Source organism: Vibrio sp. F13, from assembly GCF_020806305.2.
Lineage (GTDB): Bacteria > Pseudomonadota > Gammaproteobacteria > Enterobacterales > Vibrionaceae > Vibrio > Vibrio crassostreae_C.
Window position 1 is genome coordinate 1,115,480 of sequence record NZ_CP170176.1, and the last position, 16,709, is coordinate 1,132,188.

The window sequence follows — 16,709 nt, forward strand, 5'->3', positions numbered from 1 at the left end:
CTTTACCCCATTTTGCGTTGCTGGTGGAGTTTGTGTATCAATCGAGTGGCTTGATGACTATTGACCATCAATCGATTGATCAGTTGTTGAAGCAATTCTGCTTCGGGCATGATGTGTTGATCGGCTATCTGTTCGGCTGAGCTCGCGAGTTCAAGCACTTCGTTCATTTCATATCTTGCTGCAATCTCTTTAACCGCCTTCAATGTTCTGGAGAGGTCATCCTGCTTGGCGTCCGAAAATAGCTCTATTAACTCATCGATTTCGTTTTCTAGCTCATCAACGAGAGAAGTTAAGCATTTGAGTTTCTCGTCTGTTTTAAGCTCATCATTAGCTAAAAATTGGCTACGCGACAGTTCTTCCTCTGTGAGTGGCAATTTGTTCTTAGGGTGACGCGTTAACATCGTGATGTTACTTTTTTCCTTGTTTGGAAGATTGTGTGCGTTAACGGAGTGATGGCGGTTGACCTCAAACTGTTGGTGAAACTCGTTGATGGCGTTTTGTAAGCTGTTTTTCTGTAACGGTTTGGTGAGTACAAAGTCTGCGCCTGATTCGATGAATTCATCGTGGGCCTCTTTGAATACATCGGCGGTACATGCAAAAACAACCGTAGTCAGCTTGAGTTCGCCACGGATTTTTTGAATCGCTTCAATACCGCTCATGTTGGGCATATGGTTGTCCATTATGATCAGGTCATATTGGTTTGACGCCAACTTATCTAAGGCCTGTAAACCGTCGTAGGCATTCTCAACCGTTAAGTTTATCGACTCACAGAACTTCCTAATCACCATTGCGTTGATCTTGTTGTCTTCGACTAACAATACTGAGAAGTCATCGAGAGTCTCATTGGTTTTGGTTGGCGTTTGGTCGATGACTTGTTCTTCAAGCTCATGCATCTCCAACGGCAAAGAGATCTTAAATTGAGTGCCCAAACCAAGCTGGCTGGAAACCTTAATTGTTCCGCCCATCAGTTCGACTAACTGCTGAACAATGGAAAGCCCTAACCCTGTGCCAACAACTTACGGGTTGTTGAGAGCTCGGCTTGTTCAAAGGCGGTAAATATATGGTCGATTTTGTCTTCTGCAATGCCAATACCTGTGTCAGTCACTAATATATTCACGCTTGGTGGGGTAGTCGGTGCAATCAAGAATTCCACTTCAACCTTTCCTGACTCAGTAAACTTGACTGCGTTGCCTGCTAAATTAAATAAGATCTGACGTGTACGTGCAGAGTCACCAATCAACTGAATATTGGTAGGAATGTTATCTTTAATGATAAAAGCTAGGCCTTTGTCTTCTGCAAGAGGTGTCAATGTTTTATCAAGGTGTGTCACGACGTCGGTGACAGAGAACGGGCTATATTCCAACTCCATCTTGCCTTGTTCCACCTTAGAAAAGTCAAGAATGTCATTTAATATGGTGACAAGGTGTTGTCCTGAATCAATGATGATTTGGGCCTGTTTGCGAGTATCTAAACTTTGCGAGTCTTCCTTTATGATTTGAGCGATACCTAACACACCATTCATTGGGGTTCGTAACTCGTGGCTCATGGTCGCTAGAAAGAGAGATTTTGCTTCGCTGGCTTTTTCTGCTTTGTCTGCGGCTTCTTGATAGGAGAGGTTGTTTCTTTTGAGTTCGAAGACTCGGAAGAAAAACATGGTGAATGAGAACGCTAAAGTCAGCAACGCCAAAACGATAATAAGCTTAACGATGATACTTTTAAGTTGGTCTTGCAGATCGGTAAACTCATGCTCAATATGTTCAATGTACTCCATGCTGTGTGCTGAAAGTACTTGAGATAACAGCTGACTTTGTTGCTGGTTGAGTTCGGTAAACGTTTTATAAAGGTTCGCCAGCTCGGAGTTGACACCAGAATGGTTAATTTCGATTCCCCCAACCAACACACTCGCAAGAAGCGCGCTTTGAATGTCGATATTTGCATTGTTTATCTCAGCATCAGTTGAGCTGCTCTCTGTGAGTTGTAGAGTTAAAGATTGCAAAATAAACTGACGAGCCACACTAAGTCCTACTAGGTTGTCTAGCGTATCTAAGTTCGACATTGAAGCATCGTAGAAGCGCTCCAATAATTGCGCTGTTGGTAAGTGTTTAAAGAACGTAGAGTGGATATTCTCGCTTTGATAACTTTCTCTGAGCAGTTGTAACTCTCTTTCTAAAGCCACCAAATCTGCAGACATTTGATAAGGGTTGGAAATACCCGCAAGCGCTGCATTGGTGATGTGATCACGCATTTCTAATACTTCATGGCCTAACTCCCGAATAGGCACTCCATATTCGGTGACCTTTTCATGCTCGGAGTAGGTCAGCATAATGAAGCTAATTAAGCCGATGAAAAGCGATACAAACAGTAGAAATATGAGTCTGATCTTATTCATTTTCAAACTCCATTAACATTTGAGGACGGTTACCGGTAAGGGATTCGAGGAAGACCTTGATATCGTTGATGGTCTGTTTCTCAAACGTTTTACCGAGTTGGCTTTCACCCATGATTTTGATCGCTTCTTCGAGTGTGGCTGTTTGGCCGTCATGAAAATAGGGTGCAGTGATCGCCACGTTTCTTAAGCTAGCAACACGAAATAGATGCTTATCTTGTGGTTGCGCGGTAAACATAAAGCGACCTTGGTCTTCACTTCGTTCGGTTCCTGTTTTCGATAACCCGAAGTAACCAAATCGCATCACCATGCCTCCACCAATGTTGGTACCTTGGTGGCAACGAATACAGCCTTCTTCTTGAAAGGTTTCCCAACCTCGTTTGGCGGTTTCAGAAAGTGCTGCGTTGTCACCTTGTAAATACAGGTCGAAAGGGGCATTTGGTGTGGTCAAACCCTGCATAAATTCAATAAGAGCAGCCTTAATTGAAGCTTCGTCAATGGGCGTTGATTGTTCTTGGAATAAGTCGATGTAAGTTTTCGATTGAGACACATAATCCGTAATATGTTGCCAGTTTGAATCCATTTCATCGACGTTGTGCACTGGGCCATCAATTTGATCGCCGAGATTATTCACCCGACCATCCCAGAAGAACCGATAGTTAAAGACCGCGTTAAAAACGGTGAGTGAATTTCTCATCCCTGCGCCGTTTACGCCAATCGAAACTGGAATCACCTCTGCGCCGTTGGTTTGCAGGCTATGACAACTTTCACAGCTCACACTGCGGTTAGAAGAAAGGTTCGGGTCTTTAAATAGCACCCAACCAATTTTGGCCAGTTCATGATTTATCTCGGGAGAGTTTGGAATCGGGGATATGGGTTGGCTTGAAGCGACGGTTTTATGTGCGTGCTTTTCTTCGGAATGTGCGGAGTGCCCTGAAGAGTGAGAGTCATCATGATCGCTTTCATGGGCGTGATCTTCTTGGTGTTCGAACGAGGTGTGCATTTTTGAAGAGGCCGCGTCATAAACTAGCATAGCGACTGAAACGACAATGACAGTGATGCTTATTCCTGCTAAACATGGCGTTTTCATAACATTAGTCCATCTAGTTTTGACAATTATGGCAATTCAGAATCCTTCTGATATCACCTTCATTTCACTTTCCAATGATAGGTGTTATTTATAAACCTAGTTGCGCATACTTGATGTTGCAAGACAAGTGGTAGGAAATTAAATCGCTTAGGTAGTTGTCTAGCGGGGATTGATCGGGAGATCTTAGTCAGAATTGAATGAAGCTCTTTCAATTGAATTTAAGCCGAATGGCGTTAAACGAAAAAAGCCGTGGTAACTCAAGTGAGTTATCACGGCTTTCGTACTAGATTATGTATTTACTATCAATCTTAGTGCAATACACATCTATACAGTTTGAACAATCTACACCGCCTATCTAAGCTTATTTAGCTTGCGCTGCTGCCGCTTCTAATTGCTTAAGTTTACCTTGAAGCATGTATGCATTCTGGTTGAAGTTACCAGGGTTCAGTACTTGGCTATTCTGCATAGGGTAATCTGGTAGCGTCGTCATAAACTCTTGAACCTGATTTCCTACTGGAACGAATAACCACATGTTGTCTGCCATCCAGCGTAGGTACATACCAGACTCGTGCGGTGCTTTCTCGAATGGGTCAGCACGTAGGTGAACAACTTGAGGCCAGTTTGGTTGGAAACGAACTGCATCCACAATGTTACCATCCATCACAGCAAACGAAATCTTGAAGTCATTCCAACGTACTGCGTTTAGCTCAGCGTTAGCAGAGAAGTAAAGCATGCTGTCACGAGGGCCTTTCTCTTCTTTACCTTGGAAGTAAGGCAGGAAGTTGTAACCATCTAGGTGTACGCGCCAGTTTTTACCGTTGTAAGTTGCACCTTTGTCAGATGCTAGCTTCTCAACCACTTTATCATCACCAGCGGCTGCTAGTAGAGTAGGAATCCAGTCTTGGTGGCCCATGATATCGTTGATTTTAGTTCCAGGTTTGATAGTCCCAGGCCAGCGAACTAGCTGAGGCACACGCATACCACCTTCGTAAGTTGTACCTTTCTCACCGTGGAAGTAAGTTGCGCCGCCATCAGGCCAAGAAACCGTTTCAGCACCGTTATCGGTAGAGTAAATTACGATAGTGTTGTCAGCGATTTTTAGTTCATCCAGCTTGTCTAGAAGCACACCAACATGGTCATCATGCTCTAACATACCATCAGCATAAATACTGATACCTGACTTACCTTGGTATTTCTCTTGTAGGCGAGTCCACACGTGCATACGAGTGGTGTTGTGCCAGATGAAGAATGGTTTGTCAGCTTTTACCGCTTTTTCCATGAATGCTAGAGATTCTTCTAGGAACTCTTCATCCGCATGCTCCATACGCTTACGCGTCATTGGGCCAGTATCTTCAATCTTACCGTCAGCAGTAGACTTGATTACACCACGAGGGCCGTAGTTCTTACGGAACTCTGGGTCTTTAGGGTAGTAATATGTTTCTGGCTCTTCTTCGGCGTTTAGGTGGTACAGGTTACCGAAGAACTGGTCAAAACCGTGGTTCGTTGGAAGGTGTTTGTCTTGGTCACCCATGTGGTTCTTACCGAACTGAGCTGTCATGTAGCCTTGTTCTTTAAGAAGGTCTGCGATCGTTGGAGCCCAATCAGGGATACCGTGGTCCGAACCTGGCATACCGATAGTCAATAGACCAGTACGGAAAGGTTCTTGACCGGTTAGGAATGCAGCACGACCAGCAGTACACGATTGTTGACCGTAGTGGTCAGTAAATAGTGCGCCTTCATTCGCAATACGGTCAATGTTTGGCGTTTCGTAACCCATCATACCGTTGTTGTATGCACTGATGTTGAAAACACCAATGTCATCACCCCAGATAGCAAGAATATTCGGTTTTTCCGCTGCTGTTGCCGCTGAAGAAGCTGCTAATAAGCCAACACCTAATGCTAGTTTATTAATTTTAGTACCCATAAGGACTCCGATTCACTTTTAAGATTAATGCGTTAGAACAACGCATCGATGAGCAAATGTTATTCTCAAAATTCCGTTACGTCCTTTTATAGTGCTTATAACCAATCGTTATGATGCTTAGGTAACCTATTGATTAATATCAGCTCCAGTGGGTACGTAGAATAAAGCCTTAGTTTGTATGTGTGATCCTTATCATGTTTGTTGGCGTAAACCTTATCGATGATTTCTGTATCCGTATCTCAATAAAAATGACAAAAAGATTAATAGCTTAGGGTATCTCGCGCATGTGTAAAAAATGGACTATACGTTGTAGGGCAGGATGCAAATAACTTACGAAGAGGTTTCTATGACAGCGAAATATGGCGCTAAACGTCGATTAGCGATTTTGGGTACAGCGATGATGGCCGCGTCCAGCGCCACTTTTGCGGCTGAAAAGCCAAATATATTGGTTATTTGGGGGGACGATATTGGTCAATCCAATGTGAGTGCATACACCTTCGGTCTCATGGGTTACAAAACCCCGAATATTGATAGCATCGCGAAAGAAGGGATGATGTTTACGGACTATTACGCAGAGCAATCTTGTACTGCGGGTCGCTCTACCTTTATCACGGGACAAAGTGTATTACGAACGGGTTTGAGTAAAGTAGGTTTGCCGGGCGCAGACATTGGCTTACAAGCAGAAGACGCGACAATCGCAGAAATGCTGAAACCTATGGGTTACATGACAGGTCAATTTGGTAAAAACCACCTTGGCGATAAAGATGAATTCCTTCCAACAGCACACGGGTTTGACGAATTTTTTGGCAACCTTTACCACCTAAATGCTGAAGAAGAACCAGAGAATGAAGATTACCCAACCGATCCTGAGTTTCGTAAGAAATTTGGCCCTCGTGGTGTCATTAAGTCATTCGCTGATGGCAAGATTGAAGATACCGGTCCACTGACGCGTAAGCGTATGGAAACGGTTGATGAAGAAACACTAGACGCGGCACTTGATTTTATGGATCGCGCAGTGAAAGCGGACAAACCATTCTTCGTGTGGTGGAACGCGACACGTATGCACTTTAGAACGCACGTGAAAGCCGACAGTAAAGGCGTAACCGGTGTCGGTAACTACGCTGATGGTATGGTTGAGCACGATCGACACGTTGGGCAACTATTGAAGCAAGTGGATGAGTTGGGTATCAAAGACAACACGATTGTTTTCTACTCAACGGATAACGGCCCTCACATGAACTCTTGGCCTGATGCGGGTACAACCCCGTTCCGTGGTGAGAAAAACACCAACTGGGAAGGCGCATACCGTGTACCAGCAATGGTTCGTTGGCCTGGTAAGATTGAACCAGGAACCGTATCTAACGAAATCATGCACCATATGGACTGGATGCCAACCTTCGTTGCCGCCGCTGGTGATGACCAAATCAAAGAGAAACTACTCAAAGGTCATACTGCCGGTGATAAAACGTTTAAGGTTCACTTAGATGGTTACAACTTCCTTCCTTACCTAACGGGTGAAGAAGAGAAAGGCCGTCGTTCGGAGATCTTCTACTTTACCGATGATGGTGATTTAGCGGCGCTTCGTTACAACCAATGGAAAGCGGTGTTCATGGAGCAGCGTGCAACGGGTACCATGCAAATTTGGGCTGAACCGTTCGTGACGTTACGTCTTCCTAAGCTGTTTAACCTGCGTATGGACCCATACGAAAACGCAGACATTACATCGAACACATATTACGACTGGTTGTTAGACCATGCTTATATGTTCGTTCCAGCACAAGCGTATGTGGGCAAGTTCCTAGAAACCTTTGCTGAATATCCGCCACGTCAAAAAGCTGCGAGCTTTAGCTTGGATCAGGTAATGGAAAAACTGCAGGAATCTCATAACAAGTAAGTGATTGTTTGAGTGAAACTGAACAGATTGAAGAGCTCTTAGGAGCTCTTTTTTTATGCGCATATCGATGAGTAAATCCCGGTCGTGAATACGAATCACAACAATCTAGCTCATTGCCACTAAATAATTGTAAATTCGTTGTTTTTACGTCTACCTTATTAAGCATAAGGATGTATAAAAACAAGGAATGTTATGTCTGCATGGTTGTGCTCACTGGTAAACGGATTGAAACACCAGCGAGTCGCAGTATTATCCGCAATCTTGTCTTCACTGATGTTGTCGCTGTTCAGTCTGAACGCCTATGCCAACGAGCAAGATCCTAATATCAACTCTGATATTTCAAAGGCCAACTCTGTAGCGTCACCCGTTAGCTCTGACGCTTTACCTATCGGTTCTAAAGCCAGCTATGTCGGTTCGGAAGCATGTGTTGATTGTCATAGTGAAGAAGTCGCAGCGTGGGAGGGCTCTCATCATGATATGGCGATGAAGCACGCTACAGACGAATCTGTATTAGGCGATTTCAACGATCAAACATTCACTCATGACGGTAAACCCAACCGATTTTTCCGCAAGGGCGAAGAGTTCTGGGTCAATATTGAAGGGCAAGACGGCCACTTTAAAGATTACAAAATCAGCTATACCTTTGCCTTTGAACCACTACAACAATACATGGTTGAATTTGAAGACGGCCGTGTACAGTTGATTCCTTTCGCTTGGGATTCTCGCACTGAGGGCGAAGGCGGTCAACGCTGGTTTCACCTCTATCCTGATACCACCAACACCGATGAATTCTACTGGACCAATAGCGGTCAAAACTGGAACTTCATGTGTGCTGATTGCCATTCAACGAACCTAGAGAAAAACTACGACAGCGCGAGTAATACCTACAACACTACTTGGTCTGAGATTAATGTCGGTTGTGAAGCGTGTCATGGCCCTGCGAGTGAGCACGTTGAAAAGGCTCAGCTAGCAAAAGCTAACGGTGGAAAGGATGCTCCAGTCTCGGCGCATTATGGTTTTGACCGCGACTTGTCGAAGTCGGTCAAAGAGTGGATCTATCAAGAGGGTAATTCAACCCTGCAACCAAAAGACATCATCCATACCAATCAAGTTCAAACCTGTGCTCAATGCCACAGCCGTCGTACTCAGTTAAATGAAACGGGTGATCACGTTAACGGGTCTTTCTTTGATAAGTATCGCTTGAGCTTGATTACCCCAGAGCTTTACCACAACGATGGTCAAATCTACGATGAAGATTACGTTTACGGATCTTTCCTTCAATCCGTGATGGCTGAAAAAGGCGTCACATGTACTAACTGCCACGATCCTCATACCGCTGAACTAAAAATTGCGGAAGAAGCCGTGTGTAGCCAATGTCATATTGCATCAGAATACACGCCTGAAAAGCACACATTCCACGAAGCGAATACTGAAGCTTCACAATGCACGACTTGTCACATGCCAGAGACGACTTACATGGAGGTCGACCCAAGGCGTGACCACAGTTGGCATATCCCACGTCCTGATATTAGCCAACACATTAAAACGCCGAACGTGTGCACTAGCTGTCATGCAGATCAAACCGACCAGTGGGCAGATAAGCAAATCGGTGAGTGGTTCCCAGATTCTAAGTATCGTAATCAGCAGCACTTTGCCGTTGCCTTTTATGCTGACTCGATAGGGCACAGAGGTGCAGAGGATGCGTTGGCATACTCGGCTCAGGACTCTAGCTTAAGCAATATCATTCGTGCATCGAGCTTAGAACGTTTGGGCGGTAATACGGGTAAGAATACGCTTATTTCGCTGGCAAGAGCGGTGAAACATGATGATGAAATGATCCGTTTGGGTGTGGTACAAGGCTCGTCTGGTTTCCCATTCACTGACCGTTGGCAAATTCTAGAGCCGCTACTGAAAGACCCTGTATTGTCGATTCGTTCAGAAACCGCAGGCGCATTAGTGCGTTATTGGGGAGAAATGAACCCTCTGCAGAAAGACCAAATCAAGCCTGCATTAGAAGAGTACATTGAAATACAGCAATTTAATGCCGACAGAGGATTTGGACGTACTAACCTAGGCAACGTTTACCGAGATTTAGGCCAGCACGACAAAGCGATTGAGTTTTATCTAGGCGCTATCGAGATTGAGCCTTATTTCGAAAACAGCTACGCCAATTTAGCGGATTTGTATCGAGCGCAAGGTAACGAGGCAAAAGCGTTGTCGACCTTGAAGCAAGGTATTGAAGCTCAGCCTAAATCGAGTGTTTTGCCATACAGCACAGGATTGTCTCTGCTTCGTGTGAAAGATTACGAACAAGCAACGGACTACCTTAAACAAGCCGCTGAAACTGCGCAAACCGACCCTCAATATTGGTATGTGTACGGATTGGCTTTGGAAAAATCGGATGTGCTTGCGGCAAGTCAATCACTGCATAAGGCTTACCAATTTAGCCGCAACCCACAGCACCTGTATGCCCAGTGTGAAGTGTTGGCGCGAAACAGTCATATACCGGGCGTACCAAAGGCGTTTGAGCAATGTATTTCATCATTGAGCAAAGTGGCACCGCCGGAAGCCATTAACCAATTGAAAGCTAGGTTTAAATAAAGCGATGAGGTGAGCTTGGCTATCGAGCTTGCTGCTTATTCCGCTTGTAACCAATTATCGCGTTTATAACTAATAGTTATGGGGCTTGTGAGTAGGATGTACGCAGCCAGATTGAATTAAGGGAAGACCTATGAACCATGCGCAACAAGCAATAAACCAACTGATTGAACAAACAGAGAAAAGTGTTATCGGTCAGAGCCACGTCGTTCGGGCTCTGGTGATAGGGTTATTGACTAATGGTCATGTGCTTTTAGAGGGACTTCCCGGTACAGCGAAAACTCGCTCAGTAAAATCGCTGGCGAATCTACTGAACACCAGTTTTGGTCGAATTCAATTTACGCCAGACCTGCTGCCATCTGATGTGACGGGCACGGAGGTGTATCAAGAGCTTGATGGAAAGCCTCAGTTGCATTTCCAACCGGGTCCTATTTTCAACAGCATTGTATTAGCCGATGAAGTGAACCGTGCGCCTGCAAAAGTACAGGCTGCTCTGCTTGAAGCGATGGCGGAAGGGACGATTACGGTGGGTGGTCAAACTCACATCCTGCCAGATTTGTTCATGGTGCTAGCCACACAAAACCCAGTTGAGCAAGAAGGTACGTATCCACTGCCTGAAGCACAAATGGACCGTTTCATTATGAAAGTGACAGTCGACTATCCAGAAGATGAAGCTGAACGCGACATCATTCGACTTGTGCGCAGTGAGGAACTCGGTAGCGAGACCAGTTCAGAATTAGTCACGCCACAACATATTGAACCTGAGTTGGTACTTGAAGCTCGGCGCCAACTTCCAGACATTGCCGTTTCTGATTTAGTTGAGAACTACATTGTGGCCTTGGTGATGGCAACTCGTAAGCCAGAGCGTTACCCAGAATCAAACTTGTCTAAATGGATTGAGATTGGTTCAAGTCCGCGTGCTTCGATCGCGTTGGATAAATGTGCTCGCGCTTATGCATGGTTGCAAGGACGTGACCATGTCACGTTGGACGATGTGCGTGCCATGTTACCAACCGTATTAGGTCACCGATTCTCGTTGTCTTACGACGCATTGGCCGATGGTGTTGACCATCAAAGAGTGGTTGAAGAACTGCTCGATAATGTTGAGATTGGATAACTAGGGGGCGTCATGGCGAAGCCAACACAAGCTCCCAAATCGCAAGGCCTTGATCCACGACTGTATTGTGATTATTCAAGGTTAGTGCGAATTCAGGCTCAAGCTGAGTCGTTTTCACTGTTACCTCATTTAAAAGCGGGCAGCGTACTTTCGGGCAGACATAACTCTTTGTTCCGTGGTCGTGGTTTGAACTTCGAAGAATTACGTCATTACCAATTGGGTGATGATATCCGTAATCTCGATTGGAAAGTTACGATGCGAACGGGTAAGCCTCATGTTCGTAGCTATACCGAAGAGAAAGACCGTAATGTGATGATCTGTGTCGATCAGCGCAGTTCGATGTTCTTTGCGTCTCAAAACACCATGAAATCTGTTGTGGCTGCCGAAGTGGCGGCATTGTGTGGATGGCGAGTGCTGAAAGATGGTGATCGTGTCGGCTTCGTTTTGGCGTCGCACCAAAAACTGTTTCATACCAAAGCTCAACGTTCTCAATCTGATTTGTTGGCTCAGCTAAAACATCTTACCAAAGCCAATCAAAGCTTAGGCGTCAATGTAAGTGATGGCGATAATGTTGGTTTTAGCCAGTGGATTGAACTGATCAAACGAATGAGACTCAAGCAATCAACCTTGATATTCATTAGTGACTGGCGAGACTGCCGAGAACAACATCTCGATCGACTAAAGCAGTTACAGCAACACAACGATATCTTGGCCATTATGGTCACCGATTCATTAGAACAGTCATTGCCTCAAGATCTTGCAAGCGCAAACTGGGTGGTGGGTGATGGTCGCTTTCAACTTAATCTGGATAGCCAATCTAAGGTTAACCTCGCAAGTGAAAGCCTTGCCCAAAAAGCGGCACTTCAGAAACTGTCCCTTGCTAAATTGATGGCGATGAAAAACCTCCCTTATATAGAATTAGACACGTCGGGCAATCACATATCACAGCTGCAGAAACTAGTGGGAGGGCGCTAAATGGCTGTTGAACATACTCCTCCAAGTACCTATATCCTCCGCGAACTGCACGATGTAGCGATTCCTGACAGTGTGAGCTGGGCTCCTCAAACGATCGGCTGGAAGATCCTTGGCGTTATTCTGTTATTGGTCGCTATCTATCTGGCTTATCGTTTGGCGCAGAAATGGTGGAATAACCGTTATCGTAAAGAAGCGCTTCAAGAGCTCGTGCTATTGGATGCACGAGACAAGAACTCAACCGAGCGAACCTTTAAAGTCCTCAAAGTGGTGCTTCGTTACCTAGACAGCAGTAATGCAAAGCTGTTTGGACAAGCCTATGTAAACCGTCTAAACGCTTATCTGCCTGGTAGCGCAAACACAAGTGAAAACAGCAATGCGTCCTTTGCCGATGAAGTTTCGAAATTATGGATGCAAAGCCTAATTGACCCTAATGTGCGTTTGAGCTTTGAACAGCGTTTAGAGGTGATTCAAACCGCGATGATGTGGCTAAAACTTCATAAGCCGAATGTACAGGTAACGGTTGAGGGGCAAGACAATGTTTGATGTTTTATCTTCCAGCTTTGAATTTGCGTATCCGCTGTGGTTTATCGCGTTACCTCTGCCTTTGTTGGTCTACTTTGCAGTGCCAGCTTATCGAACCAAGCAAATGGCTATCAAGGTGCCATTTTTCAGTGAATTGGTTGAAGCTATTGGTGAAGCGCCGTCTGAAGGGGCAAGCCAGCTAACACCAAGCTGGTGGCAACGAACCACGCTCATTATTACTTGGGTATTAGTGGTGTGCGCGCTCGCTAAACCAACCATTCTTGGTGAGCCGCAAGTTCGCGAACAATTAGGTCGTGACGTGATGGTAGTGGTCGATTTGTCTGGCTCAATGGCTGAACAAGATTTTACTTCTCAACAAGGGGATAAAATATCTCGTTTGGACGCGACCAAAGAAGTGCTGGCTGATTTTGCGACTACCCGAAAAGGGGATCGACTCGGTTTGATTCTTTTTGGTGATGCAGCGTTTGTACAAACACCGTTTACAGCTGACCAAGATGTGTGGCTTGAACTGCTTAATCAAACCGATGTCGCGATGGCAGGGCAAAGCACGCACTTAGGTGATGCAATTGGCTTGGCGATTAAGGTGTTTGAACAAAGCGAAAAGCAGAGTGCTGCCGTTCAAGATTCAAGTGTTGATGCCAACGAAAAAGAGAAGGTCGTGATCGTATTAACCGACGGTAATGATACGGGAAGCTTTGCTGAACCGATTGATGCCGCCAAAGTGGCGAAGGCGAAAGGCGTTCGTATTCATGTTATTGCGATGGGCGATCCGCAAACCGTTGGAGAGGTTGCTCTGGATATGGAAACCATCAAGCGTGTGGCTCAAGAGTCTGGTGGCGAAGCTTTTGAGGCGCTTAACCGCGACGAACTGACCAAAGCTTATGCTCAGATCGGTGAATTAGAACCTCAGTTATATGAAAGTACCACTTATCGTCCTAAACAGGGGCTGCACCATTACTTAATGGCGATTGTTGTTGTGATGTATCTGACTGCCTTTAGTCTGGCGACTTTACGTAGAAGATCGCTTTTGGCTTCTAAAACTAAAAAATTGAAAGGAGAGGATGATGCCTGATTCTCTCACTCTGCAACAGGTCTTTACCCAGTTTCATTTTATCCGACCTTTGTGGTTGTTGGCCTTTATTCCGATGTTCTTCCTGCTATGGGTTCGTTGGAGAGAAGAGACCAAACCAACGTGGAAAGACATTCTACCTGCACACTTACGTGATGCATTGACCATTGGCGAAACAGGCTGGCGTAAGCAGCTGCCATTGAAGCTATTGGTGGTGATTGTAACTATCGCCATCATTATCTGTTCTGGCCCAACATGGCAGCGTGAGGCTTCGCCTTTTGGTGAAGACAAAGCGTCGATGTTGGTTGTGCTTGATAACAGTGAATCCATGCTCGCTAAAGACTTACCACCGAGTCGCTTGGAACGATCTAAGCAGAAAATTAGAGACTTATTGGCAGCTCGGAAAGGCGGTAATACGGGCTTAGTGGTTTATGCAGGCAGCGCACACGTCGCGATGCCCGTCACTCAAGACAGCAAGGTATTCGAACCGTTTCTAGCGGCTATCACACCCGATATCATGCCGGTATCAGGTAAGTCAGCAGAAGAAGCACTGCCATTGATTAATCAGCAACTGTCTGGTGAGTTAGGCTCTTCTGTACTGTTGGTATCAGATGGTGTAAACCCAAGCACCATTAGGGCGTACGAGAGTTTCTTTAACGACAATCCGTATCAGTTGCTCATTCTAGCCGCAGGAAATAGCAATGTGGTGAGTGATAATCCAGTCGATCTCGATTCATTGCGTAGCTTAGCGAGCAAGACGGGCGGACGAGTGGTTGAGGTGACCGTTGATGATTCGGATATCCAACAACTGAACAGAGCGGTTGAAAGAAACATGCAGCTCAACGGCGAATCTTCAATGCCTTGGAAAGACATGGGCTATGGACTGCTTATTCCAATGGCTTTCATTATGTTGCTATGGTTCAGAAAAGGCTGGCTGGTGCAGTGGTGTGTCGTTGGTTTGATGATCACAAGCAGCATGTATTCACCAAGCATTTTGGCGAAAACAGTCAACTTAACGGCTGAGAAACCCGTTGTGGTGGAGTCGGTTACGGCTTGGGACAAAACAGCTCAATGGTGGTGGGACTTATGGTTAACGCCCGACCAGCAAGGTCAACGCCTGTTGAATCAGAAAGAATACCTTGAAGCGGCAAAACATTTTACTGACCCAATGAGAAAGGGCGCGGCTTACTACTATGCTCGTGATTTTAAGCTCGCTCACAGCGCATTCCTGCAAACCAAAACTGATCTTGGTTTATACAACGCGGCGAGCGCGTTAGCCAGGCAGCGTGAATACCTTGCCGCACGAGACCTTTTGAAATCATTAAGCGAGAAAGAGGATCTGTCACCAGAACTAAGAACGGATGTGGAGAACAATCTTGCTGTGCTTAGTGGAATTGTCGAAGAGGTAAACCGAACCAGTGAAAGCCAGTCTGGAACCACAGATGGCCCTGAAGAATCTTTAGAACTCGAAGACGATCAGCCGCGAACGGGTGATGGCGCTGAAGAAGAAACGGTAGCGGAATTGATGCTTAAGGAAACACTTAACGCCAATGAAATCTTGGGCAGCCAAGAGCTTGCCGACAAGTGGTTAAAGCGAGTAGAAGCCGATCCTAAGTTCTTCTTGAAATCCAAATTCCAAATTCAGTTAAGAGATCCTGCGCCTTCTATCGAACAGACACCAAAACAGGAACAGGCATCAAAACAGGAGCAAACGCAATGAGTCGATATGATTTAGCTCTTGAATCGATTCAAGTAAAGGTAGGGCGCTCAGAGTCCTTTAAACCAACCAAGACCTTGCTTGTGTCGATGGTTCTATTGATTAGCACTGTTTTCCCTACTTTTGTTTCTGCTGCAGATATCTTCGATCTCCAAAAAAGTGGTGACGTTGAGCTTATCGCTTGGGTAGGGGAAAAGCCAAAGTCAGGCGATAAGATAACGCCGACTAAAGTGAGCGTAAATGAGCAGGTCATTCTGAACATTGAGGTGGCGACACCGCGCTGGTTAACGGGCGGCACTCGAATCGGCAGTATCGAAATCCCTAACGTTATCGCTAAGCAGCGTAACCAACTCGCGACGAACTACACAGAAAGAGTCGGTGGTACTACATGGTCACGTCAGCGTTGGGAAGTGACGCTTTATCCGATGACTTCCGGTGAGTTTGTTATTCCAACCGTACCGGTTCGTATCCAAGTTTCTGCTCCTGATGGTTCAAACGTGGGCGGTACGCTTTACACGCAGCCGATTAAGTTTGAAGCTTCGTTGCCTTCAGGTTTACTCGATAATGAAACGCCTTGGTTTTCTGCGACAGAGGTAGATATAGAGCAGCAATGGCAACGCTCAAGTGAAGAGCTAAAAGTTGGCGATGCTATTACTCGAACTATCACGATTAAGGCAAAAGACAGCTTTTCTGTGTTGCTGCCAGATGTGCTAACCAATAAGTCCACTAAGCAGTTCCAAGCTTACCCACAGCCCAATCGTTTGGATGACACTCAAGAACGTGGCGATTATCGCTCAAGCCGAGTTGAACAGACTGTATATGTGATTCAGCAGGGTGGTGAGTTTACGCTGCCAGAGTTTTCATTTCAGTGGTGGGACAGCAAAAATCAACGCCTTGAAAACGTGGTGATAAAAGGCGAAGTGTTTGAAGCCAAACACACAGTCCAATCTTTCATCAAGGCCTACATGTCGGTGTTTATTAGTGTTGGTTTGGTGTTGTTAGTCTGCATTGCGTTTATTGTTTCGGTTAAGCGTTACTACGCAAACCGCCCAACACTGAGTTGGCTGGTACTACGTCGTTTAGTTAAGCAAGGTAATTGGGCTGCATTAAGAACCTTTATCTACCGTCAATTGCGAAACCAAACCTCTCAGTTAGAACTGAATAAAGTGCAACTGGATAAAGCGCAACATGGTAAATCAAATGGACAAAAGCGTTGGCTAGAAGATAGCGAAGCCCTTCAACAAGGATGTGAAGATAAAAACGTATTCACTCGTTTATGGAAAGGGTTACGTAACTTGCCCAGTGACACATCAAACTCAAGCAATTCTCGTTCAATTGCCGCTCGCTTGAAAATCCCTAAAGCCTTGCCAAACTTAAAAGATAGAACTAAGTAGCA

Annotated in this window: 10 protein-coding genes and 1 pseudogene; 8 read left to right on the forward strand and 3 right to left on the reverse strand. The window is 45.4% G+C overall.

Going from position 1 to position 16,709, the window contains the following annotated elements; all coding sequences use genetic code 11:
* Positions 1 to 2 precede the first annotated feature (2 nt).
* The 3 genes and pseudogenes from LMH68_RS20000 to LMH68_RS20010 form a co-directional block, all read right to left on the reverse strand.
* Positions 3 to 2,389, reverse strand: a pseudogene (locus tag LMH68_RS20000) (ATP-binding protein).
* Entirely contained in the window at positions 2,382 to 3,476 is a 1,095-nt protein-coding gene (locus LMH68_RS20005; protein WP_102332867.1) for a cytochrome-c peroxidase, read from the reverse strand. Before LMH68_RS20005 ends, LMH68_RS20000 begins: the two are co-directional and overlap by 8 nt.
* Positions 3,477 to 3,837: 361 nt before the next feature.
* Positions 3,838 to 5,400, reverse strand: a complete 1,563-nt coding sequence (locus tag LMH68_RS20010) for an arylsulfatase (RefSeq protein WP_017064704.1) — start codon at positions 5,398 to 5,400, stop codon at positions 3,838 to 3,840.
* A 346-nt stretch (positions 5,401 to 5,746) separates the two neighbouring features.
* On the opposite strand from LMH68_RS20010, the gene LMH68_RS20015 reads away from it, so the two are divergent.
* The 8 genes from LMH68_RS20015 (at position 5,747) to LMH68_RS20050 (ending at position 16,707) form a co-directional block, all read left to right on the forward strand.
* The gene (locus LMH68_RS20015) at positions 5,747 to 7,294 is read left to right on the forward strand and encodes an arylsulfatase (RefSeq protein WP_017060009.1); all 1,548 of its coding nucleotides are present in this window, start codon (positions 5,747 to 5,749) and stop codon (positions 7,292 to 7,294) included.
* Positions 7,295 to 7,486: 192 nt separating this feature from the next.
* Positions 7,487 to 9,895, forward strand: coding sequence for a tetratricopeptide repeat protein (locus LMH68_RS20020; RefSeq protein ID WP_065584632.1), 2,409 nt, complete (start codon positions 7,487 to 7,489; stop codon positions 9,893 to 9,895).
* Positions 9,896 to 10,025: 130 nt separating this feature from the next.
* Complete coding sequence (locus LMH68_RS20025) at positions 10,026 to 11,009, forward strand: AAA family ATPase (RefSeq protein WP_017060007.1); 984 nt, start codon at positions 10,026 to 10,028, stop codon at positions 11,007 to 11,009.
* A gap of 12 nt (positions 11,010 to 11,021) precedes the next feature.
* Positions 11,022 to 11,984, forward strand: coding sequence for a DUF58 domain-containing protein (locus tag LMH68_RS20030; RefSeq protein ID WP_017066900.1), 963 nt, complete (start codon positions 11,022 to 11,024; stop codon positions 11,982 to 11,984).
* On the forward strand, positions 11,985 to 12,527 hold the full coding sequence (locus LMH68_RS20035; protein ID WP_229648130.1) for a DUF4381 domain-containing protein: 543 nt from the start codon (positions 11,985 to 11,987) through the stop codon (positions 12,525 to 12,527).
* The gene (locus LMH68_RS20040) at positions 12,520 to 13,599 is read left to right on the forward strand and encodes a vWA domain-containing protein (RefSeq protein WP_229648129.1); all 1,080 of its coding nucleotides are present in this window, start codon (positions 12,520 to 12,522) and stop codon (positions 13,597 to 13,599) included. Before LMH68_RS20035 ends, LMH68_RS20040 begins: the two co-directional genes overlap by 8 nt.
* Entirely contained in the window at positions 13,592 to 15,316 is a 1,725-nt protein-coding gene (locus LMH68_RS20045; RefSeq protein WP_229648128.1) for a VWA domain-containing protein, read from the forward strand. Before LMH68_RS20040 ends, LMH68_RS20045 begins: the two co-directional genes overlap by 8 nt.
* Entirely contained in the window at positions 15,313 to 16,707 is a 1,395-nt protein-coding gene (locus LMH68_RS20050) for a BatD family protein (RefSeq protein WP_229648127.1), read from the forward strand. The genes LMH68_RS20045 and LMH68_RS20050 overlap by 4 nt, the downstream gene beginning before the upstream one ends.
* Positions 16,708 to 16,709: the final 2 nt, after the last annotated feature.